The organism is Ruegeria arenilitoris, from assembly GCF_013031355.1.
Taxonomy (GTDB): Bacteria; Pseudomonadota; Alphaproteobacteria; order Rhodobacterales; family Rhodobacteraceae; genus Ruegeria; species Ruegeria arenilitoris_C.
The window spans coordinates 353,216-379,565 of record NZ_WPZO01000001.1 but is presented as its reverse complement, the minus strand read 5'-3'; the positions used below and the strand labels follow the sequence as shown (position 1 = coordinate 379,565).

Sequence of the window (26,350 nt, the reverse complement as noted above, 5' to 3'; positions counted from 1 at the left end):
CGACATATCCACCTTTTTTAACGTGCGGTGCTATCGCAGGGTTATTAAAGCGGCTCGATATCGCCTTGCGCCCGTTGCGCATGGAACTCGGCCTGCCACGCATCGAACGTGCCCGCTGCGATTGCGTCGCGCATACCTTGCATGATTTCCTGGAAATAATGCAGGTTGTGCCAAGTCAACAGCATCCCCGAGATCATCTCGTTCGAGCGGAACACATGGTGCAGATAGGCACGGGAATAGTTCGAACAGGCCGGGCATGAGCACTGCTCGTCCAGCGGGCGCGGATCGTCGGCATGACGGGCATTCTTAATATTCACCACACCGTATCGGGTAAACACCTGCCCGGTGCGCCCCGAACGCGAAGGCAATACGCAATCCATCATGTCGATACCACGCGCGACGGCGCCAACGATGTCGTCTGGCTTGCCGACGCCCATCAGGTAGCGCGGCTTGTCGACAGGCAGAAAGTCAGGAGCGTAGTCGAGGCAGTCGAACATGGCCTCCTGCCCCTCACCCACGGCCAAACCGCCAACGGCATAGCCTTCGAACCCGACCTTCTTGAGCGCTTCAGCGCTTTCCTCGCGCAGGTCCTGTTCCAAACCACCCTGCATGATGCCGAACAACGCGTGACCCGGACGATCTCCGAACGCTTCGCGCGACCGCTCAGCCCACCGCATCGACAGGCGCATCGACTCGGCAATGCGATCCCGGTCCGCAGGCAAGGCCGGGCATTCGTCGAAACACATGACGATATCCGAGCCCAACAGCCGTTGAATTTCCATCGACCGTTCCGGTGTCAATTCATGCTTGGACCCGTCCACATGAGATTTGAACGTCACACCCTTTTCGGTCAGCTTACGCAGTCCTGCCAGCGACATGACCTGAAACCCGCCCGAGTCCGTGAGGATCGGACGCTCCCAATTCATAAACTTGTGCAAGCCACCTAACCGGTCGATACGTTCAGCCGTGGGGCGCAGCATCAGGTGATAGGTGTTGCCCAGCAGGATATCTGCTCCGGTTGCACGCACGCTTTCGGGCATCATCGCCTTGACCGTCGCTGCGGTGCCTACGGGCATAAAGGCCGGTGTCCGCACCTCGCCGCGCGGCGTGTTGATCACACCGGTTCTGGCCTTGCCATCGGTGGCTTTCAGGTCAAAAGAAAAACGCTCGGTCATGGGGTTGCCTCGGGGGTCGCTGAACCGGGTGGGATGTGCCCGATCTGTCAGGCCATTGCAACCCGTCAGGGCAGTGATGCGACACGCTCGGTAAACAGGTCCACGACCCCTGCCCCGTCCACGTCCCGGCACACGCGGACCGCAGGCCGCGACGGATCGGGACGGGTGGCGCCAATCTCTGGCCCTTCGGTCACCACGCTCAGGCCGGTTTCGACCATTTCGAACATCGGCTCATGCGTGCAGGCAATCACAGCAGTCGAATCGTGCAGGCCGCACCCTTCCAGCCCGCCGACCTCTTTGTAGAAATTCAGATAGAACCTGGAGATATCGCGCAGAAACGCACCCATATCCTTGGAACGTTCGGCCAGAGCCTCAAAATCGGCGGTCTCATAGAGGGTTTTCAGCGTCACATCCAACCCCACCAGAACGGTTTCCGGCGGTGTGGCAAAGACGACATCCGCGGCCTTGGCATCGTGATAGATGTTGGCTTCTGCATGGGCGCTCACATTGCCGGGGCAGTAAACCGCGCCACCCATGACAACCAAACGACTGATATTGCGCGAAAACTCCGGATCCAGCTGCATCGCCAAAGCGATATTGGTCAACGGGCCAACCGCACAGACGACCAATTCGCCCATATGGCGACGCGCTGTATCAACCAGAAACTCTGCTGCCGACATATCGTGGTTTGCGCCGATTTCGGGAATTTCAGTAATGTCGCCAAAGCCTTCCGGGCCATGCACGTGCTCGGACGGCGCGTGATGGTTCTGACCCAGCGCGAATGAGGCGCCCTCGGCCACCGGTGCGTCCAGCCCAAGTTTATTCAGCAAAAACCGTGCATTGCGACTGGACTGATGCACATGGGTATTGCCGAACACTGTCGTCAGGCCAATTAGGTCAATTTCGGGCGCGGCAGCGGCGTAGGCAATCGCCATCGCATCGTCGATGCCGGGGTCTGTGTCGATGATCAGTTTCATCCCTGCCCGATATCGCAAACACCGTGGGATGCAAAGCGGTCACAATTGGAAAATTCCACGCCGCAAGCACAACTTCATAGATTTGAATCCACGCCTGTTCACCCCATACCAGAGTTGAAATCGGGCGATTCAATCCCCACATGTATACTATAGTACACAATAAAAGAGGACAGATATGATAGGCATAAACGAAGACCAGATCGTTGGTCTGTTGACGTCGAACATCATTTACGTGTTGGCGGCGGTACTGATCGTCGTTGTCATTTTCAAAGGCATCAAAATCGTTCCACAATCAGAGAAATACGTGGTCGAACGGTTCGGACGCCTGCACTCGGTGCTTGGCCCGGGCATCAACTTTATCGTGCCTTTTCTGGATGTTGCCCGCCACAAGATATCCATTCTTGAACGCCAGCTGCCAAATGCAACGCAGGACGCGATCACCAAAGACAACGTGCTGGTGCAGATCGACACCTCGGTGTTTTACCGCATTCTCGAACCGGAAAAGACGGTGTATCGTATTCGTGACGTAGACGGCGCGATTGCAACAACTGTTGCTGGTATCGTTCGGGCGGAAATCGGTAAAATGGACCTGGATGAGGTCCAGTCGAACCGTGCGCAGCTGATCACTCGCATTCAGGAAAGCGTCGAAACCGCCGTGGATGACTGGGGGATCGAAGTGACCCGCGCCGAGATTCTGGACGTGAACCTGGATCAGGCAACCCGCGACGCGATGCTGCAACAGCTGAACGCCGAACGCGCCCGCCGCGCGCAAGTGACCGAGGCCGAGGGCCAGAAACGCGCGGTCGAGTTGAACGCCGATGCCGAGCTGTATGCCGCCGAGCAAACCGCAAAAGCCCGCCGCATTCAGGCCGAGGCCGAAGCTTATGCAACCGGCGTGGTCGCCAAGGCCATTCAGGACAATGGCATCGAGGCCGCGCAGTATCAGGTCGCTCTGAAACAGGTTGAGTCGCTGAATGCACTGGGAAAAGGAAATGGCTCGCAAACCATTGTTGTGCCCGCCAACGCGCTTGAGGCCTTTGGCGATGCCTTCAAGATGCTGAGAGGAGGAAAATAATGGCCGATCCCTTCTGGTTGACCTGGTGGATCTGGCTGGCAGCTGCGCTTGCTCTTGGGATCCTCGAGATCGTGCTGCCCGGATTTATCTTTCTGGGCTTTGCGATCGGGGCAGCCATCACCGGGTTGATGTTGGTTATCCCCGGAATGGCGCCATCACTGCCGGTTTTGCTGCTGATTTTCGCGGCATTGTCCCTGAGCGCGTGGCTGGTGCTGCGGCGTGTATACTCCCTGCCGCATGGTCAGGTGAAAATCTTCCGGCACGACATCAACGACTAAGATCTGCGGGCGCCCCTTAGGGGGCGTCATTGCACCTCTGGACGCTGCCACAGGCTTTCCCTATATAATTGCTCAGGAACCAGACCCGAGGCACGAATGACTCATCCGAGTGAACAATTGGAAGGCACGCCGCTGATTGCGCCTTCGTCCATTGAGCATCCCCTGTACGACGCTGTGGTAGAGGCCTGCCGCACGGTCTTTGACCCGGAAATCCCGGTGAATATTTACGATCTGGGTTTGATCTACACGATCGACATCACTCAGGAAAACGCGGTGAAAGTCATCATGACCCTGACCGCGCCCGGTTGTCCGGTCGCCGGAGACATGCCCGGCTGGATCGTCGAAGCGATCGAACCCGTCGCGGGCGTCAAAGAAGTTGACGTCGAACTGACATGGGAACCGCCCTGGGGCATGGAGATGATGTCGGACGAAGCGCGGCTGGAACTTGGTTTCATGTAAGCCAGACAAAATAAGTCTTTGTCGCAAAAGATTTATTTTTCTGTCACCGGACCTTCGAAAAACCGTTACTTTACTTGAGAATAGTCCCGGCGTGTAGATGCTCGCATCCCGATGAGCGCACAACGCAGGTCGAGACAGGCAATTGTCCCCCCGCTTAATCCGGCCTAGCGACCAGAATAAGAGACCGCTCTTGCCCGAGAGCGGTCTTTTTCATTCCATTAAACGGATTACTGCACCCCGCACGTGGATTTGATCTCAGCAGCTCTTTCATCCAACGCTTTGACATAATCGCCGGAGAGCATGGACAACCTCTTGTTTTCGGTGCCCGTAACCAAACCCAACAACGCACCCGCTGGCGTGAGAGCGGCTACACTTTCAAGCTGTTGATCCTGCGCGTGCTTTTTCTCGGCTGCAATCGCGCGCAAATCCCCTTCGGCCGTGGCACAACTGACCGGATGTGTTTTTTGCGCTGTATCAGCCAAGGCCCCACCCGCGGTTACCGCAAGAACTGACGCCAATACCATGTTTTTACAAATAACTTTATACGTAGCCATTTCATCTCACCTTATCTCGAACCATCTGAAAACCCTTGGGCTCAGCTAAGGTCACCTGATTTCAAAAGGCAAGCGCCATTCCCCCGACGGCAGAAAAGTTAGGTAAGCAGCCCTGCTATGTCTTGAGCCATTGCCCTGTCAGCACTAAATTGAATGCTACGCGCGACAACGGAGATCACAATGTTCGGCATTCCCGGCAAACAGGCCGTGACCATGACGCCCAAAGCGGCAGAGCAGATCGTCCGCCTGATGAAATCAGGTGGTCATGCTGGCCTGCGCATTGGCGTCAAGAAAGGCGGTTGCGCCGGCATGGAATACACCATGGACTATGTCGATCAGGCCGACGCGAATGATGAGGTCGTAGAACAGGACGGCGCGCGGGTCATGATTGCTCCGATGGCGCAGATGTTCCTGTTCGGGACCGAGATCGACTATGAGGTTTCGCTGCTTGAGGCTGGTTTCAAGTTCCGCAACCCGAACGTCGTCGATGCCTGCGGGTGCGGCGAGTCGATCAAGTTCGACGAGGGGCTGACGCCCCAATCCTAAGATGCCTGAAGATGGACGTAGGTCTCATTGAACCGGCGGGTCAGATGCTCGCCGGCGCGAATGGTCCGACCTGAGTTTGGCGGTGCCACGTTGGTGCCATAGGACGGGTTGAAAAATAGCGGCACCGACAGACGCTCCTGCGCGCCGCCAACCACCCGATGCAGGGTGGCCTTGACCTGCCCCGCCGTCCAGAACTCCAGCATTTCACCGAAATTGATGATAAAGGTCCCAGGCGCGGCCTTTACCTTTGCCCAGCTACGATCCGGCATCTGCACCTCAAGCCCCGAGGTGCCGTCGGTGGCCAGCAAGGTCAGACAGCCGTAATCCGTGTGGGCACCGATACCAAAGTCGCGATCTCCGGCCCAGTCCGGGCGTTGAGGATAGTAATTGCCGCGCAGCAACGCCATCGGGGTATCAAATGCGTTGTCAAAGCTGTTTTCCGCACGCCGCAGCGCCACGGCGATCGCCCGCAGGACGCGCATCGCAACCGCGCAGGCATCCGTGTAATAGGTCTGGATCGTTTGCTTGAACGCGGGCGGATGATCCGGCCACTGGTTAGGCGCATACACGCCAAGCTTCGCGTTGGCATATGGGCTGTTCGCAGGTAGTTCATAGCCGCAATCGAACACTTCTTTGAAATCGGGGTTCGCCTCCGGGTCAACCTGCTCGGACCGCGACGCGCCCCAGCCCCGATTGGACCCGGTCAGCGCCATATCGACCCGTTTTTTCTCGGCCTCCGGCAGGTGAAAGAATGCACGATACGCGCACAGAACATGACGCACGCGGTCGCCGTCCAGCCCGGTATTCGAGACAGTTAAGAACCCCACCTCACCCACAGCACGCAGCAGCTTGCCAAGCTCGACAGGGTCGCGTTGGTCCAGTTTTTTCAGATCAAGGTTGTCGATCATAGGCCCGCTCCATTCTGCGCGCGGACACTGCCGTTTTGCGGTTCGCTCTGCAACCGGAATTGTCAGTCCGGACTGGCAGTGCTATCCGGTTTGCTGAACACCGATACTTAAGGGAGATTGGGACATGCGGCGTAAGCTGGCGGCTGGCAATTGGAAAATGAACGGAACGACGGCAGCGCTGAGCGAATTGGAGGCCCTGACCCGTGCATTCCCCTCTCCGACCGTAGACGTTCTGATCTGCCCGCCCGCCACTTTGTTGCATCGCGCGGCAGAAGCCGTGCGGGGAACAGGAATCACCGTCGGCGGGCAGGATTGCCACGCTGCGACTTCGGGCGCGCATACCGGCGATATAAGCGCAGACATGCTGGTGGATGCCGGTGCAAACACGGTCATTCTGGGCCATTCGGAGCGCCGCGAGGATCACGACGAACAGAACGAAGACGTTCGCGCCAAAGCCCGCGGGGCCATGGATGCCGGGCTGAAGGCGATCATCTGCGTTGGCGAAAGCCTGGAACAGCGCGAGGCCGCCAATACTCTGGAGATCATCGGCGGCCAGATGTCGGGCTCGATCCCCGACCAGTCGACCGGAGAGAACCTGATCGTCGCCTATGAACCGATCTGGGCCATTGGCACCGGCAAGGTTCCCACGCTGAACGAAATCGGAGAGGTTCACGACTTTATCCGTGCCCGCTTGGAACGTCGTTTCGGTGAAGGCGTTGGTCGTTCTGTCCGCCTGCTTTACGGCGGTTCGGTCAAACCATCCAACGCGGCCGAAATCTTTGGCGTATCAAACGTGGATGGCGCGCTGGTCGGCGGTGCCAGCCTGAAGGCCGCGGACTTTTCTGGCATTGTCGAGGCATTGGAAAAAACCTGAGCGCTTCTCGTCTGATTTTGTTCAGCTTTAAAATGACTTGTTGAATTCGCTTCCCCCATCGTCAAACTCGCAGGCGTGGCGGATAGCCCAGCAAAATGATTCTGACCTTGGGATTGGGTGTCGCGTTTCCCGCGCACCAGCCTGGGAGCAAACTACTGACTTTTAAGGGTGTTATGAAAAGTAATCAGCGTCGACCAAGCAAGAACTCAATTCTTGAGCAACTTCAGGATGCCCAATTTCCTATCGAGTGCATTCTCGATATCGGCATTCATACCTGCACGCCCGAACTGATGAAGAACTTTCCGGACTTAAAACACTATCTGTTTGAGCCCATTCAAGATCATTTTGCGATCATTGAGGAAAACTATCAAAAATTTGGGATCGACTACGACCTGATTGAAGTTGCTGTTTCGAACGCTGATGGGACGGCAGACCTTAGGGTCTCTTCAGTGCTAGAGGATCAGGAAGTCACACATGCCAATTTCGCCGAGGAAGGAGCCGCGCCCGAGTCTCTGCGCACCGTGCAAACACTCAAGCTCGATACTTTTGTAGCAACGCAGAACCCGCCTGCCCCGTATCTTCTGAAAATCGATGTCGATGGGGCCGAAGAAATGATTCTGGAGGGCGCGCAAGAAGCGCTTAAGAATTGCTCGGTTCTGATCATTGAAGCGCCGCGCCAAAGGCTTGTCGAGCGGGCGCAGTTGGTCCAGGCAGCCGGTTTCGAGCTCTTGGATGTTATCGATTTCTGCTACTACGGTGGCTATCTATGGCAAGTGGACCTGGTTTTCATTAACCCCAAGTTCGCTCCCACAGATTACGTTGACCTGCTAAAAGACGGCTTTTCCATTGATAAATGGCATAACTTCAGAGTGCCGCGTGACAAACCTACGAAGAAAGCCAAACGACGGCTGTCACGCTTGTTTCGGAAGAAGAATTAGAGACGCCATTTAGTTCAGGCGCAGCCGTTCTGGGCTGCACCTGTTTCCTGCATGGCCCTTTGGGCACATCGTCGACATTTTTTAGGCTCTTGCGTCCCCTCGGGACATCACGCCAGCTTCATGGCAACCAGACCGGACACGATCAGAATAGCGGCACAGGCACGCAAAGGGGTCAGTGCTTCGCCCAGAAACATCACGCCGACCAGAAACGCACCAACTGCGCCTATACCGGTCCAGATGACGTAGGCTGTTCCAAGAGGCAACGCGCGCATCGCAAGCGCCAGCAACCCGAACGAGCCGATCATGGACACGCCCATGATGGCGGTTGGCCACAATCGGGTGAAGCCGGCCGATTGCTTCATGGCAACCGCCCACACAATTTCAAGCAGGCCAGCGAATAACAGATAGATCCAAGCCAAAGGACACCTCATTCTTGTTCGGGTCGTCCCGAATGATCACCCGTTATGGGGAGGTCGTCCTCTGGCCTCGATGTGGGACTGCGCGGCGTATCTTCAAGTGGTCCGCAAAGAAAAAGGCCGGGCAGATCGCGCTGCCCGGCCTTTAACAAAAGCGATCTTTGCTAGTTGGTCACGATTTCCGGCCCCATGAAGGTGTTGGGCAGGAAGGTCGATATCCACGGGATATATGTCACCATGATCAGGAAGACGAACAGCACGGCCAGGAACGGCAGCGCCGCCTTTACGACCTTCATCATCGGCATCCCGGCCACGCCCGAAGTCACGAACAGGTTCAGACCGACCGGAGGCGTGATCATCCCGATCTCCATGTTGACCACCATGATGATGCCCAGATGGATCGGGTCGATGCCCAGTTCGATCGCAATCGGGAACACCAGAGGCGCCACGATCACCAGCAGGCCCGAGGGCTCCATGAACTGCCCACCGATCAGCAGGATCACGTTCACCACGATCAGGAAGGTCACGGGCCCCAGGCCTGCGGACAGCATGGCGTTGGCGATGTGCTGCGGTACCTGCTCATCCGTCAGCACGTGCTTGAGGATCAGAGCGTTGGCAATCACGAACAGCAGCGTGACGGTCAGTTTACCGGCCTCGAACAGTGTGTGCTTGGTATCAGGGTGGAAGAACGCCGTCAGCAGCGCATAGGGCTTCTTCATCAACGGCAGGTTCTTCTCTCCGTCCTCGGTGCTCAGCGGCCCCATGTCCTTGTAGACAAAGCTGGCGATGAAGAACGCATAGACGGCAGCCACCGCAGCAGCCTCGGTCGGGGTGAAGATACCGCCATAGATACCGCCCAGAATGATCACGATCAGGAACAGGCCCCAACCGGCCTCGCGCGCCGAGGTGAAGACCTCGCCCCAGCCTTTCCATTCGCCTTTCGGCAGGTTCTTGACCTTGGCCATGACATAGATGGTGATCATCAGCATCAGACCCGCCATCAGGCCCGGAATAACCCCCGCCAGGAACATGCGCCCGACCGAAACCTCAACGGCCGCAGCATAGACAACCATCACGATCGACGGCGGGATCAGGATGCCCAACGTACCGGCGTTACAGATCACACCGGCGGCGAATTCCTTGGAATAACCAACCTGACGCATCCCCGCGATGACGATCGAGCCGATGGCCACCACAGTCGCCGGAGACGACCCGGACAGCGCGGCGAACAGCATACAGGCAAAGACGCCCGCAATCGCCAGACCGCCCGGAAGATGCCCCACACAGGCGATCGAGAACCTGATGATCCTCCGCGCCACGCCGCCGGTGGTCATAAAGGACGAAGCCAGAATGAAGAACGGGATCGCCAGCAGGGTAAAGTGCCCCTCGAACGCTTCGAACAGCGTGCCCGCGACCGAGGCCAGCGAACTGTCCGAATAGATCAGCAGGAACAGGGTCGAACTGAGGCCCAGAGCCACCGCAATCGGAACCCCGATCAGCAGCAGGCCAATGACCATCGAGAAAAGAAGTACTACGTCCATCAGTCATGCTCTCCTTGCTGAGCCCGGACCTCTTCGATCTCGTCCTCGACTTCGTGGCTGGCGACGATACGGTCGGTCTCACCGCGCCATATCTGCACGGCGACCTGCGCAAAGCGGATCACCAGCAGCAGCATCGACAGCGGCAGTATGAAATAAGGAACAACCTTGGGCAGTTTCTCGTACGACTCGCCGTAATTGATCATGTCTTCAAGGAACCGCAGCGGCGCGACCATGGGGATGTCGTCAACCTCGTAGAAACTCTGACTGCGGGCATCGAAATTGAACCCGGTCGGGAACCAGCGGCCCGAGGTGGGCGGCAGGTCGGCAAACACGGCCCAGTAGTCATATGCCCCTTTGAGCATCAGCAGCGAGAACGCCAAACAACAGCCTACAGCAATCAGCGCCAATATCCGGCGCGGCGCCGGGGCCAGCATGTTCAGGATGGCATCTACACCCAGATGCGCGTGCTTCTTCACCGCATAAGACGCGCCCAACAGCACAAGCCACCCGAAGGTGAACACCGTCAGTTCAAGCGCCCACAGGATATTGGAATTGAATACGAACCGCGCGATCACATTGGCAAAGGTCACGGCCGTCATCAGGCCCAGCAACAACGCGATCAGGGTTTCTTCGATATGGTCGACCAGCCCGCCTTGGCCGGGTTTCGCACCAGACATCTTTCTGTCCCCGCATTTTTTGTGATGAGAGTGTTTGGGGCGGGCCATTCACGGCCCGCCCGGCCTGCGCGTCGATAACTCCCCAGTCCCTGACGCGCGGCCTGAACCGGGATCAGAACCCGGCGTTGATTGCCTGAGCGGCGTCGATCTTGTCCTGACCCACGTCGTCGGCGAACTTGTCCCAAACCGGTTTCATCGCATCAACCCAGGCTTGGCGCTGTTCGGGGTTCAGCTCACGAATGATACCGCCCGCATCGGTGATCGAGGCTTTGGCCGCTTCGTTTACCGCAAAGGCTTCCTTGTTCCGGGTTTCGGTCACTTCGGCCAGAATGGTCAGGAACTGATCACGGACTTCCGGATCCAGGCTGTCCAGCCAGTCAACCGACGTTACGACCAGATAGTCGATAATGCCGTGGTTGGTCTCGGTAATGCCGTCCTGAACCTCAAAGAACTTCTTGCCGTAGATGTTCGACCAGGTGTTCTCCTGCCCGTCCACAACGCCCTGTTGCAGCGCGCCGTACACTTCCGAGAAGGCCATCTTCTGCGGGCTGCCACCAATGGCTTCCATCTGCGCAACCAGCACGTCCGAGGACTGCACGCGGAACTTCAGGCCCTCTGCATCAGACGGGGCCTCCAGAGGTTTGTTCGCGGACATCTGCTTCATGCCATTGTGCCAGAAGGCCAACCCCTGCAGACCACGACGCTGCATGCTGTCCTTCATCGCCTGACCGTCAGCCGAGGCCTGGAACGCATCCACGGCATCGATGTTCTTGAACATGAACGGCAGGTCGAACAGACGGAACTGCTTGGTGAATTTCTCGAATTTCGACAGCGAAGGCGCGGCCAGCTGCACGTCGCCTTGCAACATCGCCTCCAGCACCTTGTCGTCGTTGTACAGCGTGGAGTTCGGATAGACCTCAATGCACATCACACCGTTCATCTCGTCATTCACGCGCTGCTCCAGCAGCGATGCCGCGATGCCCTTAGGGTGCTTGTCCGAGTTCGTCACATGCGCGAACTTTACGACGATCTCGCCGTCCTCACAGGCTGCCATGCCTGCGGTTGCGGTTACGGTCAGTGCAACTGCCGTTGCGGCCGTTGTCAGGAATTTCATCAGTCTTTTCCTCCCAGACTTACTCATTCGTCCAATTGGCGCCTGCTTGGCACCGTATGAGCGAAGTGAAGCGAATCAGAGGTTATGGCTCAACGTTTTGTTTCATATCGCGCAACCACAGAATTTCTTGCATCAAAACAGTGAATTAAAAGGAGCATTCCAGAGTCCCATTTCTTCCCTCAAAGCACGCTGTGCGAAATTTCGCACAAGCCCGACCCCTGTTGTGCGGGATTCCGCACTCTTCCCGAATCAATTCGTCAGAATCACACAGTTTACATCTCGCACACCCGCAGCCCGCTTCAGCGGGCTGCCTGGCCCAACGCCTTTAACCGCATGATTATGCGGTCAAAGGGGGCGGGAGCGGTTCGGATCACCTGCGATAATCTTCGGGGCGAATCTGATACCGGGCCAACTTGTCATAGAATGTCTTGCGCGGCAGTTTCAGCGCCTTTGCCGCGTCCGAGGCCTTGCCGTTGTGCCGCCCCAACGCCGCGATCAGCAATGAGCGTTCCACCCGCGCCATCTGCTCGCTCAACCCCAGATCAGTGGCCTGCGCAACCTCTTCCGGCATTCCCAGCACAAACCGCATAGCGGCGGACATCAGCGACCGGGCATTGCCCGGCCAATCACTGGCCATCAGCGACGCCAGATGCTCGGACGAGATCTCGGGTTCCGGGATACCGGCCTGTTCGGCCGCCTGTGCCACGTAGTGTCGAAAGATCACCGGAATATCCTCGGGCCGCTCGGCCAGCGAGGGTATGCGCACCCGCATCACGTCCAGCCGATAGAACAGATCCGCATGAAACCGCCCCTCTGCTGACAGCGCAGCCAGATCAGCCGTTGTGCCCGCCAGAATGCGCGCGCCAATGCCCTGCTCGACCGCTTCCAGCGCAGCGTATTGCGTCGCCTCGGGCATTGCCGAAATCTCATCCAGGAACAACGACCCTCCGGCCGCATCCTCACAGACCTGAACTAGCGCGTCGGGCGTCAGGCCGGACGACGGTCGTTTCACAAACGGACCCTGCGCCTGCGGCGACATCAGGTGTACAACTTCGGCCACCTTTGAGATTCCGCTGCCCGCTGGGCCGGTGACCAAAACTTCGGCCCCTGTGAGGGCAACTGTCCGCGCCCGCTCCCTCAAGGCTTCGGCTTGTGGCGATAGGCCGAACAACATGCGCGCAGCGGGGTCTCCACGTTCCAACTCATATTTAAGCGCGCGCTGTTCCAGAACCTGAGCACGTGCGACAAAAGCCTTACCCAGAACCTCCAACAGGTCGGCGGCGGCACAGGGCTTTTCAAGGAAATCGAACGCCCCCTGCCCCATGGCACGTACAGCCATCGGGATATCGCCTTCACCCGTCAGCAGGATGACCGGCAGGTCCGGGTCTGTCTCATGCGCGTAGTTCAACAAATGAAACCCATCCCGCCCCGGCATCCGGATATCCGACACGATCACACCAGGGAAATCAGCGCGGATGTGATCCTTGGCGGCCACGAACGATCCCGCCGTGACCGGGATGTATTCAGCCAGTTCCAGCGTCTGCGCCAGAGCTTCGCGCACAGCGGCGTCATCGTCGACCAATAAAACCTTGCGGATCATGCCACCTCATCTTCCCGGTAGTACTCAAGTTCAACGGTGAACATCGCACCGGTCGGCGCGTTTGTACCGCGAATATTCCCCCCGAAACTCTGGACCAGACCGTATGAGATCGAAAGGCCCAACCCCATCCCCTCAGACGTTCCAACAGCCTTGGTTGTATAAAAGGGTTCGAACAATTTCTCGGTGTTTTCGATGCCGGGACCAATATCGCGCACTGTCACGGCCAACTTTCTTCCGTTGTTGATCACGATACGGATAAGGCGCTCCTCCTGCTGGCTCATCGCGTCTGCGGCGTTGTTGATCAGGTTCACAAAGACCTGAACCAGCCGCACCTCACCGCCCCACGCAAAGACCGGATCGTCTGGCGGTTGCCAGTCCACCGTCACCCCTTCGGCACGCAGCCGTGCCTCGGTCAGTTCCACGGCCGTTTCGATCACTTGCACCAGATCGACTTTGCCCATCGGCTCACTTTCATTGCGGGCAAAGGCGCGCAGGTTCTTGATGATCCGCGCCATCCGAGCGGCCATGTCTGAAATGCGCGTCAGGTTTTCGGCGGCCTTTTTCTCGCGCCCTCGCGACAGGAAGGCCGCCCCGTTGTCTGCAAACTGCCGGATCGCCATTAGGGGCTGGTTCAATTCATGGCTGATGCCCGCCGACATCTGCCCCAGAGCGCTGAGTTTACCGGCCTGAATAAGCTCCTCCTGCGCGTGCTTAAGTGCAATCTCCGCCTCTTGCCTTTCATGTACCTCACGTCGCAACGCCGTGTTCGCTGCGGTGAGGGCGCGGGTACGCTGTGCGACGCGGCTTTCAAGAACCGCGTTGGCTTCAGCCAGAGTTCGTCTGCGTTCCGTTGCCAGAAATAACAACGCACCAAAGGCCAGACAGATCGCCGCAACAGTCGCCGCCTGCAATCCGGCCAGACGCCGCGCGGGGGCGACATCGACCAGCACCTCGGCCGTCATGTCGATGACCGGCAAATCCAGCATCAGGTGCAACGCGCGGCTGGGCAGGTAGCGACCCCAGTTGAGCCTCCACAACTCATGCGGCCCGACCCGGGTTGAGGCGAATTCGACCTCGCCCCCCTCCGGCGGTGTCAGCCCCTGCTGCCCGTCGGCGCGGTGCCAAAACAACAGATCGGACCGGTTTGAGATAAAGACCACCCCGTCGCCATCAATAAAGAAAACCGCCTCGGTGCTGCCGCGCCAAGTCTGTTCCACATCCTGTACGTCGGCCACAACCATCAACGCACCCTCGACCCGCCCCGAGTCGTCAAAGGCCGGGGCCGCGTAGGAATAAATGCGGTTACCGCTGATCGGCAGGACACCATGCGCGTTGCCCAATGCCCCCTGCAACGCACGCTGAAAGGCAGGATGCTCGGCCATGTTGTCTTGCTCGACAGGCTGCGCCGAAACCAGGACCTGACCGGTTCGGTCCAGGTACATCATGTTCACGGCTGCGGTCTTGTCCGCGACGTCCAGCAGGATCGCGCGGGCAGCTTGTTGCTGCGCCGGGCTTTCAATCGTTCGCAGGGCCGGATGATTTGCCATCAGCACCGCCAGTTCCTGATAGACCTGCATCTGCGTGCTCAGCCGGTCGGCAGCCAGTTCAAGGTCAGCCTCGGCTTTTTCGCTCAGCTGCGACAGTGCCTGCCGATAGCCATAAGACCACACTCCGGCGGACAACAGCCCGACGGCACACAGAAATCCCAAGATTACCCAAAGCCTTTGCATGGTATAGGGTCTTGCATTCAGCGCGCCGCATGGCAAGTCTGCGCCGCATGAAGACGGTATTCCAATCCCCGGTCGAACCGGGTTTCGTGCAAGATCCCTATCCATTTTATGACAAGGCCCGTGCGTACGGGGACCTTGTGTATTGGGAGGATTACAACAAGATCGCGGCGGTCTCGCACCGGGCCGTGCAGGTATTGCTGAAGGATCGCCGGTTCGGGCGCGAGGTTCCCGCCGAGTTGCAGCGCTCCGGCCCCGCCCATCTGGCGCCATGGCTGAATGTCGAGGCGCATTCGCTGCTCGAGGCCGAACCACCGCGCCACACACGACTGCGGGCGCTGGTTACCCGGGCCTTTACATCCCGAGCGATCTCAGCGCTGGAGCCGACCATTCGTGACCTCAGCCACAACCTGATCGACAATTTTCCAGATACACCATTTGATCTGCTGGACGCGTTCTGTACGCAGGTTCCGGTGATTACGATCTGCCGCCTGTTGGGCGTGCCCGAGGAGATGTCGCCCGACCTGTTGCGCTGGTCTCATGCCATGGTGGCGATGTATCAGGCCAGCCGCACGCGCGAGACCGAGGACATCGCCGCGACCGCCGCCCGGGATTTCACAGCGTTCCTTAGCGACTACATCGAACAGCGGCGCACCGACCCGCAGGACGATCTGATCACCCGCCTGATCGCCGCCGAGGAAGACGGCGAAAAACTTTCACACGACGAGCTTGTCGCCACCTGTATCCTGCTGCTGAACGCCGGGCATGAGGCCACGGTTCATTCGCTGGGCAATGGCGTGAAAACCCTGTTGCAATTGGGCCTCGACCCACGCGCCCACGCGATAGACGGATTGGTCGAGGAAATCCTGCGCTACGACCCGCCGCTGCACATGTTCACCCGCTATGCCTATCAAGAGGTCGAACTGTTCGGCCATACCTTCAAACGCGGCGATGAGGTCGCGCTGTTGCTGGGCGCTGCAAACCGCGATCCATCGGTCTGGGCGGAACCGAACCGTTTTGACGCCACCCGCCCAATCGTGACCAATACCAGCTTCGGCGGCGGGCTGCATTTCTGCGTCGGTGCCCCGCTGGCGCGGCTGGAGATGAGGATCGCCCTGACCGCCCTGTTTGACCGCTGCCCGAACCTGCGCCTGACGGCGCAACCGGAATACTCGAACACTTACCATTTCCACGGGCTGACCCGATTGATGGTTCAGGTCTGACGAGCCTCAGCTTTCGATCAGCGCGTTTAGGGGCAGCATTGTGGTGGATTTAATCTCCTCCATCGACAGCAGTGCGGTCACGTTATGGACACGCACCTCGGAGATTAGGGTCTGGTAGAATTCGTCATAAGCCCGCGCGTTCTTGACCCGCACCTTGAGGATATAGTCGATGTCACCGGCCAGCCGGTGCGCCTCCTGCACCTCGGGCCGATCCCGCAGCGCCTTGAGGAACTTGCGTTGCCACTCGGCCTCATGTTCCGAGGTGCGGATCAGAACGAAAAAAGTCGCCTCGAAACCCAGCGCCTCGGCGTCCAGCAGAACGGTCTGCTGACCGATGACTCCGGCCCCTTTCAGCTTGCGGATTCGATTCCAGACAGGCGTCTTGGAACTGCCGACACGGGCTGCTATTTCGTCCAGCGATTGGCTGGCGTCGCGCTGTAGCTCGACCAGAATTTTCCGATCCGTGTCATCAATCCGCACCGACATTCCATTTTTCCCTTCGTTTCGAAACTCACGTCCCAGATCGAGGCATTGATGGAACGTTTGTTCTTATTTGAGCGCCCATATAGCGCAATACCGGGAATATTTCCTATATTGCAGGTCAAGTCAAACCAAGCGGAACCAATGATGCAGCTTACGCGTTCATATGATGGCACAGGGCACGTCGACTTTGTCGGCGCGGGTCCGGGCGATCCGGAATTGCTGACGCTCAAGGCACTGAATGCCTTCGAGCGCGCTGACGTCGTTCTGCATGATCGTCTGATCAGTGCCGAGGTTCTGGAACTGGCGGGCAAGTCCGCTGTTCTGGTTGATGTTGGCAAGGCGGGCTTTGGTCCCTCGTGGAAACAGGAAGACATCGACGCGTTGCTGGTCGACTACGCCGCGAAAGGCCACCACGTCGTGCGCCTGAAATCCGGCGATCCCACCGTGTTTGGTCGTCTGGATGAAGAGATCGAAGCAGTCGAGACTGCTGGCATCTCGTGGCAGATTGTTCCCGGCATCACCGCGGCATCGGCCGCGGTTGCAGGGATTGGTCAAAGCCTGACGCGCCGGGGCCGCAATTCCTCGGTTCGGTTCCTGACCGGCCACGACATGAAAGGCTTTGCCGATCACGACTGGACCGCGCTGGCGCGTCCCGGTTCGGTGGCAGCGATTTATATGGGCAAGAAATCTGCCCGCTTCATTCAAGGCCGCCTGATCATGCACGGCGCCGACCGCGATACGCCCGTGACGCTGGTCGAAAACGCCTCACGCCCCGATCAGCGCGTTCTGGCCACGACACTGGACCAGTTGCCCACCGATCTGAACGCCGCCGAAATGGACGGCCCCACCCTGACCTTTTACGGCCTCGCCCCGCGCCAAGCGGCCAAGGCCCTGACCGAATTCAAGAAGGAGCACGCCTGATGGCCCGCGCTTTTACCCCCAAAGTGGTCACCGCCAACGACCTGCTGGAAGGCGACGTTATATACCTGACCGAAGACGACCGCTGGTCGCGTGAGTTGTCCGAGGCCGAGTTGATCACGGATGAGGCCCACGCACAGGTCCGTCTGCTGGACGCAACCCGCCAGGCCAGCAAGATCGTCGGTGCTTATCTGGCCGATGCCGTCGCGGGCGACAACGGCCCCGAACCCGCCCATTTCCGTGAGGAGTTCCGTCGCACCGGACCCTCGAACTATGCCCATGGCAAGCAGGAAACAGCAACGCAGCCCCGGGCCTGACCCTCGGCCCTCTCTCTCCCCTTCAAGGCCCCAAGGTTCGGGGCTGCAACCAAGGACAGCTAATCATGTATCGCTACTCCGAGTTCGACACAGCATTTTTGGCAGAACGTAACGCGCAGTTCCGCGCGCAGGTCGAGCGCCGCATTGACGGCTCGCTGACCGAAGACGAATTCAAACCCCTGCGCCTGATGAATGGCCTGTATCTGCAGCTTCACGCCTATATGCTGCGGGTCGCCATCCCCTATGGCACTCTGAACAGCGCACAGATGCGTCAACTGGCCCTGCTGGCTGAAAAGTGGGACAAGGGTTATGGCCATTTCACCACCCGTCAGAACATCCAGTACAACTGGCCGAAGCTGAATGACGTGCCGGATATGCTGGACGCGCTGGCCGAGGTTGGGATGCACGCCATCCAGACCTCGGGCAACACCATCCGCAACGTGACCGCCGACCATTTCGCCGGTGCCGCCGCCGATGAGGTCGCCGACCCGCGCCCTTATGCTGAACTGCTGCGCCAGTGGTCGACCGACCACCCGGAATTCCAGTTCATGCCGCGTAAGTTCAAGATCGCCATCACCGGCTCGGAAAACGACCGCGCCGTGATCAAGGCGCATGACATCGGCCTGCAACTGGTCGAGCGTGACGGCGTTCTGGGCGCCCGCGTCATCGTTGGTGGCGGCTTGGGCCGCACCCCGATGATCGGCAAGGAACTGTCCGAGTTCGTCGCCTTTGACGACCTGCTGGCGTATCTGGAGGCCACCGTTTCCGTGTGGAACCAGATCGGCCGCCGCGACAACAAATACAAAGCGCGCATCAAGATCACCGTGCACGAAAACGGCATCGACACCATCCGCGCCAAGGTCAACGAGCGCTTCCTGCAGGTTCGCCCGCAGTTCAAGGGCGCCGACATGAACCTGTTGGAAGAGATCAAGGGCCACTTCGCGGCACCTGCCTTCCGCGAAGGCTCGGTTGCGTCGTTCGAGAGCGCCTACACCAATGATCCGGTCTTCCGGTCGTGGGTCGACACCAACATCGCGCCGCACAAGAACGCGGACCACGCGATCGTCACGATCTCGATCAAGAAACACGGCGCGACGCCGGGTGACGCGACTGCTGAACAGATGCGCGTGATGGCCGATTTGGCCGAAGAATTTGCCTATGACGAGCTGCGTATCAGCCATGAGCAGAACGTGATCCTGCCGCATGTCCACAAGTCGGATCTGCCCGCGATCCACGCGAAGCTGAAGGAGTACGAACTGGCGACCGCCAATATCGGCCTGATCAGCGACATCATCGCCTGCCCCGGCATGGATTACTGCGCGCTGGCGACGGCCCGCTCGATCCCGGTCGCTCAGGAAATCGCCACCCGCTTTGAAGACCTGAAGCTGGAGCACGACATCGGTCACCTGAAGATCAAGATCTCGGGCTGCATCAACGCATGTGGTCACCACCACGTGGGTCACATCGGCATCCTGGGTCTGGATCGCGCTGGCGTCGAAAACTACCAGATCACTCTGGGTGGCGACGGCACCGAGAACGCGGCCATTGGCGACCGCACCGGTCCGGGCTTTGCCTATGACGAGATCGTGCCCGCCGTTGAGCGCATCGTCGACACGTATCTGGAACAACGCGAAAGCAGCGAGGAAACTTTCCTGCAGACCTATCGCCGGGTAGGCATGGCGCCGTTCAAAGCGGCCCTCTACCCCGAGGCGCAGGCTAATGCCGCTTGACCTGATCCAGACGGAACTGGGTAAAGACCGAAGCGAACTGACCGAAAGGGTCGAGGCGCTGAACGCCCAGTTCCGCCACCACAGCGCCCATGACGTTATGCATGGCGCTTTGGAGGAGATCGACGAGCTTGCGCTGGTCTCTAGCTTTGGCGCGGAGTCGGTGGTGTTGCTGCACATGGCGGCGGTGGTCAACAAGATGACCCCTGTGCTGTTCGTGGACACTCAGATGCTGTTCACCGAAACGCTGGAATACCAGCAGGAGGTCAGCGAGCGTTTGGGCTTGAAAAACGTCCACGTCATCCGCGCCGAGGACGAAGACGTTCAGCGAGACGACCCCTATGGCGCCCTGCGCCTGCGGGACATGGATGCGTGCTGCAACCTGCGCAAGACCTTCCCGCTGCAGCGGGCACTGATGGGATATGATGGCTGGATCACCGGCCGCAAACGGTTCCAGTCCGGCACCCGCGCCGCGCTCGAGTTCTTCGAGGTCGAGGACGGCACCGGACGGATCAAGGTCAACCCGCTGGCCCATTGGGCGCCCGAGGACGTGCGCGCCTATATGGACGAAAACAACCTGCCCCGGCATCCGCTGGTGGCCAAAGGTTACCCCTCGATCGGCTGTGCGCCCTGCACATCGCCGGTCAAAGAAGGCGAAGACCCCCGCGCCGGACGCTGGCGCGATCAGAACAAAGAAGAATGCGGCATCCATTTTGTCGATGGCAAGATGGTGCGCGCCGGAGAGAAAACATGAACGTAATCGTATCGGATACGGGGTTCGCCCCCGATGACTGGACCGACGGCTTTGTCACGCTGGAAGACGCGGCCAATGATGTGGTCGCGCTGGATGTGGCCTCGGACACCGACCCGGATGATCTGATTGACCGTCTGGGCGGCGCGCAGATGGTTCGCGTGGACTTTCCGTCCTCGGCGGACGGTCGTGGCTTTACCATTGCCCGCGTTCTGCGGCTGAAAGGCTATACTGGCCGACTGCGCGCCAAAGGGCACGTACTGGCCGACCAATACGCCATGGCCCGCCGCAGCGGCTTTGACGAGGTCGAGATCGACGACGCTCTGGCCACCCGTCAACCCGAAGATCAGTGGCTGGCCCGCGCCAACTGGAAAGACCACAGCTATCAGGCCCGCCTGCGCGGCTAAGACCGCCAACCGCCAGCTTAAATTAAGGATAGGGGCAATCTGCCCCTTTTCCTGATGTGGATCAAAGCTTAAACGGAGATGTCGGTTTAGCAGACCGGCAGTGAAACGATGACAGAGATGAAGCCCGTGACCGAAGCAACCGCCGTAAAGGCCCCCGTTCTGCCGGACGCCCAGACCGTAACGGACGTCAAACACTGGACCGACAGCCTGTTTTCTTTCAAGGTGTCGCGCCCTGCCTCGCTGCGGTTCCGCTCGGGCGAGTTCGTGATGATCGGCCTGCTGGGCGACAACGGCAAACCCCTGCTGCGCGCCTATTCGATCGCCTCGCCGTCCTGGGACGAAGAGCTGGAATTCTACTCGATCAAGGTGCAGGACGGTCCGCTGACCTCGAAACTGCAGCACATCAAAGCGGGTGACCAGATCATCCTGCGTCCCAAGCCCGTCGGCACACTAGTCCACGACGCCCTGCTGCCCGGCAAGCGCCTGTGGTTCTTTGCCACCGGCACCGGCTTTGCGCCGTTCGCCTCGCTGCTGCGCGAGCCGCAGACCTATGAGGACTATGATGAGGTCATCATCACCCATACCTGCCGCGAAGTGGCAGAGCTGGAGTATGGCCGTCAGCTGATCGAAAGCATCCGTCAGGACGAAATGCTGGCCGAGCTGATCGGCGAAGGTTTTGCGGACAAGATCCGCTACTACCCGACCACCACGCGGGAAGAGAGCCCCAAGATGGGCCGCATCACCAACCTGTTGAAAGACGGCACCGTGTTTGCCGATCTGGGCATCGAGGGCGGCATCCAGCCGGAAACCGACCGCGCCATGGTTTGCGGGTCGCTGGCCTTCAACCTGGACATCAAGGCCATTCTGGAAGAGTTCGGCCTGCGCGAAGGCGCCAATTCCGAGCCCAAAGAATTCGTGATCGAAAAGGCCTTTGTCGGCTGATCCACTCGCGCGGGCCACTGGAATGACCATGGCCCGCGCATAAACCTGCTGTTAAACCTGATTTATTGAGGTCATTCGGCAAGGTTGGCGCTTGAATCAAGACGCGCAGCAGTCTAAATTCCGGGCTCGAAATTCTGCAATCATCAAAGGAATGAACCCATAGCCCGCAGACCTCACAACGCGCCGCCGCAGAGAGATACCGGACCGCGCGTCAATGAAAAAATCCGTGCCCCCGAAATTCGCCTGATCGGCGCCGAAGGTGAAAACGTCGGGGTGGTTCATCCCGCCAAAGCAATGCAGATGGCCGCCGATGTCGGACTTGACCTGGTCGAGATTTCGCCCAACGCGAACCCGCCCGTCTGCAAGATCATGGATTTCGGCAAGTTCAAATACGAACAGCAGAAACGTGAAAGCGAAGCCCGCAAGAAGCAAAAAATCATTGAAGTGAAAGAGGTCAAATTCCGACCCAACACCGATACCCATGATTATGACGTCAAAATGCGGAACGTGTTCAAGTTTTTGGAAAACGGTGACAAGGTCAAAGTTACCCTGCGCTTCCGTGGTCGTGAGATGGCGCACCAGAATCTGGGCCGTGAGTTGCTGGAACGTGTAGCCGAGGACGTAAAGGATCTGGGCAAGATCGAAAACATGCCCAAGATGGAAGGCCGTCAGATGATCATGATGATCGGGCCTCTGCCGCAGAAATAAAGCTTTCATCAGCCCAAAATTCGAAGCCCCCTCAGATGAGGGGGCTTTTCTTTTTTCGTCCGTCAGATCACCGCTGATATTGCTTTGCTCAGCTTTCCGACCAACTCGTCGATCTGCGCCTCTTCGATGATGAACGGCGGCGCCAACAGGATGTGATCGCCCAACCGCCCATCCCGTGTGCCGGACATCGGGTAACAGATTAGACCTTCAGCCAATGCAGCCTTTTTGATCTTACCCGCCACGCCGAGCGCAGGGTCGAACGGCGTTTTGGTTTCGCGATCAGTGACCAGTTCAATGCCCCGGAACAAACCACGCCCCCGAATATCCCCGACATTGGGATGTTGTCCCAACGCGGACTCTAGCGCTGATTGCAGCTTTTCGCCCATGACGACCGCCCTTGCGGGCAAATCACGCTCAGTCATTTCGCGAACAACGGCCAATGCCGCCGCGGTCGCGACCGGGTGGCCAATGTAAGTGTGACCGTGCTGAAAGAACCCGGACCCATCGCGGATGGCGTCAAAGATTCTACCGGTGCACATCATTGCCCCGATCGGTTGGTATCCGGCCCCCAACCCCTTGGCGATGCACAGGATATCCGGGGCTACTCCATCGTAGTCACAAGCAAACAGATGCCCCGTCCGGCCCATGCCGCACATCACCTCATCCAATATCAGCAGCACGCCGTACTGGTCGCAGATCTCGCGGATGCGTTTGAAATACCCCTCGACCGCAGGCACGGCGCCCAGAGTCGCCCCGACAACCGGCTCGGCCATGAAGGCCATCACGGTCTCGGGACCCAGCCGCTGGATTTCGGCCTCCAACTCATTGGCGACGCGCTGACCGTAGTCATGGCTGCTCTCGCCGTCCGCTTTCTCCGCGTATTCATAGCAAGGCGCGATATGGGTCATATCGATCAGCATCGGCGCGAATTGCGCACGTCGCCACGCATTCCCTCCGGCCGACAGTGCTCCCAAGGTATTGCCGTGATAGCTCTGCCGCCGGGCAATCACATGCCGCCGCTCGGGCTGGCCGATCTCCAGATAATACTGCCGCGCAAGTTTGATCGCCGCCTCGGTCGCCTCGGACCCGCCCGAGACGAAATACACCCGATCCAGATCTCCCGGTGCATGCTCGACCAGAAGATCCGCCAGCGCCTCGGCCGGTTCCGAGGTCATAAAACCTGTGTGGGCAAAGGCGATCTTCTCCACCTGCTGCTGCACTGCCTGGATCACCGCTGGATTGGAATGGCCCAGACAGGACACGGCGGCATCACCGCAATCCAGATACCGACGGCCCTGCGTATCGATCAGATAGCACCCGTCCCCGCCTGCGGCGATGGGCAGATCTGACTTTGTGTGGCGTGGAAATACGTGGCTCATTCGACTGCTCCTTCCAACATGGCAATAAGCGCCGACACCGACGCGGCATTGTCTTTCCATTGGTTTCCGTTCTGGTCGGTCAGGCTGTTTTCAAAGCCCACCCGAACGTCCCCTCCCCGACGGGTGGCATAAGCCAAACAGGCATGTTCCTGCGCCCCAAAGGCGCAAACCATCCATGGTGATGTATCTACCGGAAACTGATCCAAGTCCTTCGGCGCGGACTGTTGGCCGGACGTATACCGACCCAAAACCAATAGGCGGTCCACCTGACCCTCCCGCACAATCCCGGCCTTTTGCCATTGCGTTAGCAAGGCAACGTCATCGGCGTCGTACAGGATATGCTGGACCCGCGTTCCCTGCTCGGCGCACAGCCCATAGACACGCGACGCCAGCTCCGGTGCCCGCGCAATTTCCCGGACCGAAACCGAGACCCACTCCGGCTGCACCTTTTCCAGACACGCCAACTGGACAGGCACATCGAACAGACCCGCGGCCTCGGTCGTGATCTGGATGTCCATCTCGGGAACGACCCGGCGCAGTTCAGCTATCGTTTCAAGGTATTGGCCCGCGTCCAGCGCGTGCTGCCCCTGCTTGTCGCGAATATGCAAATGCAACCCGTGTGCCCCGGCCTCAAAACAGGCGCGCGCAGTGTCCACGATTTGATCAATCGAGACTGGCAATTCCGGGTGATCCGACCGCCCTCGCCGCGCACCATTCGGCGCGACCAGCACATAGGGGCGACGGGAAGTTTCAGTTTTTATTCGCGTGTCTGACATGCACATACCTCGGGTGACATTTGCCATCTAGTCCAGCGCGTTTCGTTTTTTACTTGTTAATTTCATAACATTTGTTTTTCTTTTCCGATGAAAAACACACCAAACCAGATCACCGACCGCCTGCGTCAAGAAATCGAACGAATGCCTTCGGCCTTGCAAGCGGCCGCCAAGTACGTAATCGACCATCCTGGAGATTTCGGGCTGGACCCGATCCGAACTACGGCGACCAGAATCGGCGTCAGTTCGAATGTTCTGGTCCGCTTGGCGCATCGCATGGGTTTTGACAGTTTCGAAGCTTTCCGCACCCCTTTCCGCAACGCCTTGGTCACGGATCGGGAAGGCGAATTGGGGCAGGACTGGCTGACCACCCTGCAAACCGAGGACGCCTTCAGCAACGCCCAGGCCAAACTGGCCCAGAACGAACAAAACGTTGTCGCCCGATCCTTGCGTCTGATGGAGGCCGAAAAGACGCGCGAGGCCGTCCGGCACATCACGACATCCCGCCGGTGTTTCGTCACAGCGACACGCGCAAGCTACGCGCTGGCCTATTACTTTTCCTATACGGGCCGCATGGCGCACCCAGGCATCCAACTTGTGCCACGCCATATCGGCTCGGCCGCGGATGATCTGCTGGACGCCGACCAAAACGATTGCCTGGTCGCCATCACCGTCCACCCCTATTCCGCAGACACAATCCAATCGATGCGGTTCGCAAAACAACAAGGTTTGCGCCTGATCCTGATCTCGGACAGCGACGTGATCGCCCCCGGGGTCGAGCCCGACATTGCCTTCACCGTCAGCACCCGCGCCTTGTATCCGTTCTCCTGCTACACCGGAGCAATGGCTGTTCTGGAATGTCTGCTGGGCCACCTTTTCGATGCCGGAGGCGACGCGGCCCGGCAGCGGATCGATGCCTACCAAAAAGCGCGCGAGGATACCGGGGCCTATTGGCAACCTTCAAAACCGCCGAAACTGCGCCGAACGTAAAAAGCCCCGGTATTCGACCGGGGCTTTGCTTAGGCTCTTTGTCTTACATACAGGCTTCGACAGCCCGTTTGGTCATGACGCTGACCAGATGCGCACGGTATTCCTTGCTGCCATGCAGATCGGCGATCATGTTGGCCGGATTGATACGCAGATCCATCAACGCATCTGCACGGAACTCTTTGTTCAGCGCCTCCTCGGCCTCGGACCAACGGAACACACCGTCTTCGCTTGCACCGGTGACGGCGACACGCACACCATCGGCAAAACGCGCCACGTAGACGCCTACCAAAGCAAACCGCGAGGCCGGTTGCAGGAACTTCTGGTAACTCGCCGCCTCCGGCACCGGGAAGCGGACCGAGGTGACGAGCTCACCCTCGTCCAAAGTGGTCGAGAACATCCCCTCAAAGAAGTCGTCTGCCGCGATCTGCCGTGCATTGGTGACGATGGTCGCACCCGATCCCAATACAGCGGCCGGGTAACAGGCCGCTGGATCGTTATTGGCAATCGACCCACCAATGGTGCCGCGATTGCGCACCGCCGGATCACCAATCTGACCTGCCAGCGCCGCAAGGGCCGGATAGCTACCCAAAGCCTCAGACGCGACCGTGGCGTGGGTTGTCGCCCCACCAACGGCCACCGAGCCATCATCTTCGACGCAGACCCCCTTCATCTCGGCAATCCCGCTTACTGACACCAGCTTGGACGGTGCCGCCAACCGCTGCTTCAGCGTCGGGATCAACGTCTGACCGCCCCCCAACGCCTGCGCATCCTCGGCCCCCAACGCGGCAACCGCGTCGGCAATGGTCGAGGGTTTTTCAAACTCGAAACTGTACATTTCGTCTTCCTTTCCGAAAGGCGCGGATCTGCCCTTCA

The 26,350-nt window shown here is 59.0% G+C and carries 29 protein-coding genes; 15 read left to right on the top strand and 14 right to left on the bottom strand.

The features are described from left to right. Window positions 1–44: 44 nt before the first annotated feature. Together tgt and GOX63_RS01840 are read right to left on the bottom strand one after the other, a co-directional pair. Complete coding sequence (tgt, locus tag GOX63_RS01845) at window positions 45–1,175, bottom strand: tRNA guanosine(34) transglycosylase Tgt (RefSeq protein ID WP_170324784.1); 1,131 nt, start codon at window positions 1,173–1,175, stop codon at window positions 45–47. A 65-nt stretch (window positions 1,176–1,240) separates the two neighbouring features. Next, window positions 1,241–2,152 (bottom strand): nucleoside hydrolase, encoded by a 912-nt coding sequence (locus GOX63_RS01840; protein WP_170324783.1) that lies wholly within the window; start codon window positions 2,150–2,152, stop codon window positions 1,241–1,243. A 184-nt stretch (window positions 2,153–2,336) separates the two neighbouring features. On the opposite strand from GOX63_RS01840, the gene GOX63_RS01835 reads away from it, so the two are divergent. The 3 genes from GOX63_RS01835 to GOX63_RS01825 all read left to right on the top strand — a co-directional run bounded on the left by GOX63_RS01835 (window position 2,337) and on the right by GOX63_RS01825 (window position 3,964). Then, on the top strand, window positions 2,337–3,227 hold the full coding sequence (locus tag GOX63_RS01835; protein WP_170325515.1) for an SPFH domain-containing protein: 891 nt from the start codon (window positions 2,337–2,339) through the stop codon (window positions 3,225–3,227). Further along, the gene (locus GOX63_RS01830; protein WP_170544653.1) at window positions 3,227–3,505 is read left to right on the top strand and encodes an NfeD family protein; all 279 of its coding nucleotides are present in this window, start codon (window positions 3,227–3,229) and stop codon (window positions 3,503–3,505) included. The genes GOX63_RS01835 and GOX63_RS01830 overlap by 1 nt, the downstream gene beginning before the upstream one ends. A 96-nt stretch (window positions 3,506–3,601) precedes the next feature. Beyond that, on the top strand, window positions 3,602–3,964 hold the full coding sequence (locus GOX63_RS01825; protein ID WP_170324781.1) for an SUF system Fe-S cluster assembly protein: 363 nt from the start codon (window positions 3,602–3,604) through the stop codon (window positions 3,962–3,964). A gap of 227 nt (window positions 3,965–4,191) precedes the next feature. Here GOX63_RS01825 and GOX63_RS01820 read toward each other — a convergent pair whose 3' ends face one another. After that, entirely contained in the window at window positions 4,192–4,518 is a 327-nt protein-coding gene (locus tag GOX63_RS01820; protein WP_170544650.1) for a hypothetical protein, read from the bottom strand. A gap of 180 nt (window positions 4,519–4,698) precedes the next feature. Between GOX63_RS01820 and GOX63_RS01815 the strand changes: the two genes are divergently transcribed. Beyond that, window positions 4,699–5,064, top strand: coding sequence for a HesB/IscA family protein (locus tag GOX63_RS01815; protein ID WP_170324779.1), 366 nt, complete (start codon window positions 4,699–4,701; stop codon window positions 5,062–5,064). Here the strand turns inward: GOX63_RS01815 and GOX63_RS01810 are convergent. Continuing rightward, window positions 5,061–5,972, bottom strand: coding sequence for an isopenicillin N synthase family dioxygenase (locus GOX63_RS01810; RefSeq protein ID WP_170544647.1), 912 nt, complete (start codon window positions 5,970–5,972; stop codon window positions 5,061–5,063). The two genes, GOX63_RS01815 and GOX63_RS01810, sit on opposite strands and share 4 nt — an antisense overlap. A gap of 124 nt (window positions 5,973–6,096) precedes the next feature. Between GOX63_RS01810 and tpiA the strand changes: the two genes are divergently transcribed. Next, a complete protein-coding gene (gene tpiA, locus GOX63_RS01805) occupies window positions 6,097–6,846 on the top strand; it encodes a triose-phosphate isomerase (RefSeq protein ID WP_170544644.1) in 750 nt (249 codons plus the stop codon). Window positions 6,847–6,941: 95 nt separating this feature from the next. Continuing rightward, on the top strand, window positions 6,942–7,784 hold the full coding sequence (locus GOX63_RS01800; protein ID WP_170544641.1) for an FkbM family methyltransferase: 843 nt from the start codon (window positions 6,942–6,944) through the stop codon (window positions 7,782–7,784). Between the two features lie 107 nt (window positions 7,785–7,891). Here the strand turns inward: GOX63_RS01800 and GOX63_RS01795 are convergent, their stop codons facing one another. From GOX63_RS01795 to GOX63_RS01770, 6 genes are all read right to left on the bottom strand, one after another. Next, a complete protein-coding gene (locus GOX63_RS01795) occupies window positions 7,892–8,203 on the bottom strand; it encodes a DMT family transporter (protein ID WP_170324775.1) in 312 nt (103 codons plus the stop codon). A gap of 161 nt (window positions 8,204–8,364) precedes the next feature. After that, window positions 8,365–9,741, bottom strand: a complete 1,377-nt coding sequence (locus GOX63_RS01790) for a TRAP transporter large permease (protein WP_170324774.1) — start codon at window positions 9,739–9,741, stop codon at window positions 8,365–8,367. Next, window positions 9,741–10,418, bottom strand: coding sequence for a TRAP transporter small permease (locus GOX63_RS01785; protein ID WP_170324773.1), 678 nt, complete (start codon window positions 10,416–10,418; stop codon window positions 9,741–9,743). Before GOX63_RS01785 ends, GOX63_RS01790 begins: the two co-directional genes overlap by 1 nt. 112 nt (window positions 10,419–10,530) lie before the next feature. Then, window positions 10,531–11,532, bottom strand: a complete 1,002-nt coding sequence (locus GOX63_RS01780; RefSeq protein ID WP_217356176.1) for a DctP family TRAP transporter solute-binding subunit — start codon at window positions 11,530–11,532, stop codon at window positions 10,531–10,533. A 370-nt stretch (window positions 11,533–11,902) separates the two neighbouring features. Then, complete coding sequence (locus tag GOX63_RS01775; protein ID WP_170324772.1) at window positions 11,903–13,132, bottom strand: sigma-54-dependent transcriptional regulator; 1,230 nt, start codon at window positions 13,130–13,132, stop codon at window positions 11,903–11,905. Continuing rightward, window positions 13,129–14,862, bottom strand: coding sequence for a sensor histidine kinase (locus GOX63_RS01770; RefSeq protein WP_170324771.1), 1,734 nt, complete (start codon window positions 14,860–14,862; stop codon window positions 13,129–13,131). The genes GOX63_RS01775 and GOX63_RS01770 overlap by 4 nt, the downstream gene beginning before the upstream one ends. Before the next feature lie 47 nt (window positions 14,863–14,909). Here GOX63_RS01770 and GOX63_RS01765 point away from each other — a divergent pair, with 47 nt between their 5' ends. Beyond that, window positions 14,910–16,082 (top strand): cytochrome P450, encoded by a 1,173-nt coding sequence (locus GOX63_RS01765; RefSeq protein ID WP_170325513.1) that lies wholly within the window; start codon window positions 14,910–14,912, stop codon window positions 16,080–16,082. A gap of 6 nt (window positions 16,083–16,088) precedes the next feature. Here the strand turns inward: GOX63_RS01765 and GOX63_RS01760 are convergent, their stop codons facing one another. Next, the gene (locus tag GOX63_RS01760) at window positions 16,089–16,568 is read right to left on the bottom strand and encodes an Lrp/AsnC family transcriptional regulator (protein WP_170324770.1); all 480 of its coding nucleotides are present in this window, start codon (window positions 16,566–16,568) and stop codon (window positions 16,089–16,091) included. A gap of 141 nt (window positions 16,569–16,709) precedes the next feature. Here GOX63_RS01760 and cobA point away from each other — a divergent pair, with 141 nt between their 5' ends. The 7 genes from cobA to infC all read left to right on the top strand — a co-directional run bounded on the left by cobA (window position 16,710) and on the right by infC (window position 22,335). After that, window positions 16,710–17,486: a uroporphyrinogen-III C-methyltransferase gene (gene cobA / locus GOX63_RS01755; RefSeq protein WP_170324769.1), complete on the top strand. Its 777-nt coding sequence runs from the start codon at window positions 16,710–16,712 to the stop codon at window positions 17,484–17,486. Then, the gene (locus tag GOX63_RS01750; RefSeq protein WP_170324768.1) at window positions 17,486–17,800 is read left to right on the top strand and encodes a DUF2849 domain-containing protein; all 315 of its coding nucleotides are present in this window, start codon (window positions 17,486–17,488) and stop codon (window positions 17,798–17,800) included. The genes cobA and GOX63_RS01750 overlap by 1 nt, the downstream gene beginning before the upstream one ends. Window positions 17,801–17,865: 65 nt before the next feature. Further along, window positions 17,866–19,530, top strand: coding sequence for a nitrite/sulfite reductase (locus GOX63_RS01745; RefSeq protein WP_170324767.1), 1,665 nt, complete (start codon window positions 17,866–17,868; stop codon window positions 19,528–19,530). Beyond that, the gene (locus GOX63_RS01740; protein WP_170324766.1) at window positions 19,520–20,281 is read left to right on the top strand and encodes a phosphoadenylyl-sulfate reductase; all 762 of its coding nucleotides are present in this window, start codon (window positions 19,520–19,522) and stop codon (window positions 20,279–20,281) included. Before GOX63_RS01745 ends, GOX63_RS01740 begins: the two co-directional genes overlap by 11 nt. Beyond that, window positions 20,278–20,685 carry a DUF934 domain-containing protein gene (locus GOX63_RS01735; protein ID WP_170324765.1) on the top strand — a complete coding sequence of 136 codons (408 nt, stop codon included), beginning with the start codon at window positions 20,278–20,280 and terminating at the stop codon, window positions 20,683–20,685. Before GOX63_RS01740 ends, GOX63_RS01735 begins: the two co-directional genes overlap by 4 nt. Before the next feature lie 108 nt (window positions 20,686–20,793). Continuing rightward, window positions 20,794–21,627, top strand: coding sequence for a ferredoxin--NADP reductase (locus GOX63_RS01730; protein WP_170324764.1), 834 nt, complete (start codon window positions 20,794–20,796; stop codon window positions 21,625–21,627). A gap of 117 nt (window positions 21,628–21,744) precedes the next feature. Continuing rightward, on the top strand, window positions 21,745–22,335 hold the full coding sequence (infC, locus tag GOX63_RS01725) for a translation initiation factor IF-3 (RefSeq protein WP_437436417.1): 591 nt from the start codon (window positions 21,745–21,747) through the stop codon (window positions 22,333–22,335). 62 nt (window positions 22,336–22,397) lie between these two features. On the opposite strand, the gene GOX63_RS01720 is transcribed toward infC, so the two are convergent. Beyond that, entirely contained in the window at window positions 22,398–23,714 is a 1,317-nt protein-coding gene (locus GOX63_RS01720; RefSeq protein ID WP_170324763.1) for an aspartate aminotransferase family protein, read from the bottom strand. Continuing rightward, window positions 23,711–24,490: a 3-keto-5-aminohexanoate cleavage protein gene (locus GOX63_RS01715; RefSeq protein WP_254435841.1), complete on the bottom strand. Its 780-nt coding sequence runs from the start codon at window positions 24,488–24,490 to the stop codon at window positions 23,711–23,713. The genes GOX63_RS01720 and GOX63_RS01715 overlap by 4 nt, the downstream gene beginning before the upstream one ends. 87 nt (window positions 24,491–24,577) lie before the next feature. On the opposite strand from GOX63_RS01715, the gene GOX63_RS01710 reads away from it, so the two are divergent. After that, window positions 24,578–25,477 carry a MurR/RpiR family transcriptional regulator gene (locus GOX63_RS01710; protein ID WP_170324761.1) on the top strand — a complete coding sequence of 300 codons (900 nt, stop codon included), beginning with the start codon at window positions 24,578–24,580 and terminating at the stop codon, window positions 25,475–25,477. A 43-nt stretch (window positions 25,478–25,520) separates the two neighbouring features. On the opposite strand, the gene GOX63_RS01705 is transcribed toward GOX63_RS01710, so the two are convergent. Then, entirely contained in the window at window positions 25,521–26,312 is a 792-nt protein-coding gene (locus GOX63_RS01705; RefSeq protein ID WP_170324760.1) for an FAD binding domain-containing protein, read from the bottom strand. Window positions 26,313–26,350 lie beyond the last annotated feature (38 nt).

Coding starts and splice junctions, on each gene's coding strand:
- GOX63_RS01765 (WP_170325513.1), top strand. CDS start 14,910: ATGAAGACGGTATTCCAATCCCCGGTCGAACCGGGTTTCGTGCAAGAT.
- GOX63_RS01800 (WP_170544641.1), top strand. CDS start 6,942: ATGATTCTGACCTTGGGATTGGGTGTCGCGTTTCCCGCGCACCAGCCT.
- GOX63_RS01785 (WP_170324773.1), bottom strand. CDS start 10,418: ATGTCTGGTGCGAAACCCGGCCAAGGCGGGCTGGTCGACCATATCGAA.
- GOX63_RS01770 (WP_170324771.1), bottom strand. CDS start 14,862: ATGCAAAGGCTTTGGGTAATCTTGGGATTTCTGTGTGCCGTCGGGCTG.
- GOX63_RS01825 (WP_170324781.1), top strand. CDS start 3,602: ATGACTCATCCGAGTGAACAATTGGAAGGCACGCCGCTGATTGCGCCT.
- GOX63_RS01715 (WP_254435841.1), bottom strand. CDS start 24,490: ATGTCAGACACGCGAATAAAAACTGAAACTTCCCGTCGCCCCTATGTG.
- GOX63_RS01840 (WP_170324783.1), bottom strand. CDS start 2,152: ATGAAACTGATCATCGACACAGACCCCGGCATCGACGATGCGATGGCG.
- GOX63_RS01745 (WP_170324767.1), top strand. CDS start 17,866: ATGTATCGCTACTCCGAGTTCGACACAGCATTTTTGGCAGAACGTAAC.
- GOX63_RS01810 (WP_170544647.1), bottom strand. CDS start 5,972: ATGATCGACAACCTTGATCTGAAAAAACTGGACCAACGCGACCCTGTC.
- GOX63_RS01730 (WP_170324764.1), top strand. CDS start 20,794: ATGACAGAGATGAAGCCCGTGACCGAAGCAACCGCCGTAAAGGCCCCC.
- GOX63_RS01775 (WP_170324772.1), bottom strand. CDS start 13,132: ATGATCCGCAAGGTTTTATTGGTCGACGATGACGCCGCTGTGCGCGAA.
- GOX63_RS01735 (WP_170324765.1), top strand. CDS start 20,278: ATGAACGTAATCGTATCGGATACGGGGTTCGCCCCCGATGACTGGACC.
- GOX63_RS01720 (WP_170324763.1), bottom strand. CDS start 23,714: ATGAGCCACGTATTTCCACGCCACACAAAGTCAGATCTGCCCATCGCC.
- GOX63_RS01780 (WP_217356176.1), bottom strand. CDS start 11,532: ATGAAATTCCTGACAACGGCCGCAACGGCAGTTGCACTGACCGTAACC.
- GOX63_RS01790 (WP_170324774.1), bottom strand. CDS start 9,741: ATGGACGTAGTACTTCTTTTCTCGATGGTCATTGGCCTGCTGCTGATC.
- tgt (WP_170324784.1), bottom strand. CDS start 1,175: ATGACCGAGCGTTTTTCTTTTGACCTGAAAGCCACCGATGGCAAGGCC.
- cobA (WP_170324769.1), top strand. CDS start 16,710: ATGCAGCTTACGCGTTCATATGATGGCACAGGGCACGTCGACTTTGTC.
- GOX63_RS01760 (WP_170324770.1), bottom strand. CDS start 16,568: ATGTCGGTGCGGATTGATGACACGGATCGGAAAATTCTGGTCGAGCTA.
- tpiA (WP_170544644.1), top strand. CDS start 6,097: ATGCGGCGTAAGCTGGCGGCTGGCAATTGGAAAATGAACGGAACGACG.
- GOX63_RS01815 (WP_170324779.1), top strand. CDS start 4,699: ATGTTCGGCATTCCCGGCAAACAGGCCGTGACCATGACGCCCAAAGCG.
- GOX63_RS01820 (WP_170544650.1), bottom strand. CDS start 4,518: ATGGCTACGTATAAAGTTATTTGTAAAAACATGGTATTGGCGTCAGTT.
- GOX63_RS01705 (WP_170324760.1), bottom strand. CDS start 26,312: ATGTACAGTTTCGAGTTTGAAAAACCCTCGACCATTGCCGACGCGGTT.
- GOX63_RS01750 (WP_170324768.1), top strand. CDS start 17,486: ATGGCCCGCGCTTTTACCCCCAAAGTGGTCACCGCCAACGACCTGCTG.
- GOX63_RS01740 (WP_170324766.1), top strand. CDS start 19,520: ATGCCGCTTGACCTGATCCAGACGGAACTGGGTAAAGACCGAAGCGAA.
- GOX63_RS01710 (WP_170324761.1), top strand. CDS start 24,578: ATGAAAAACACACCAAACCAGATCACCGACCGCCTGCGTCAAGAAATC.
- GOX63_RS01830 (WP_170544653.1), top strand. CDS start 3,227: ATGGCCGATCCCTTCTGGTTGACCTGGTGGATCTGGCTGGCAGCTGCG.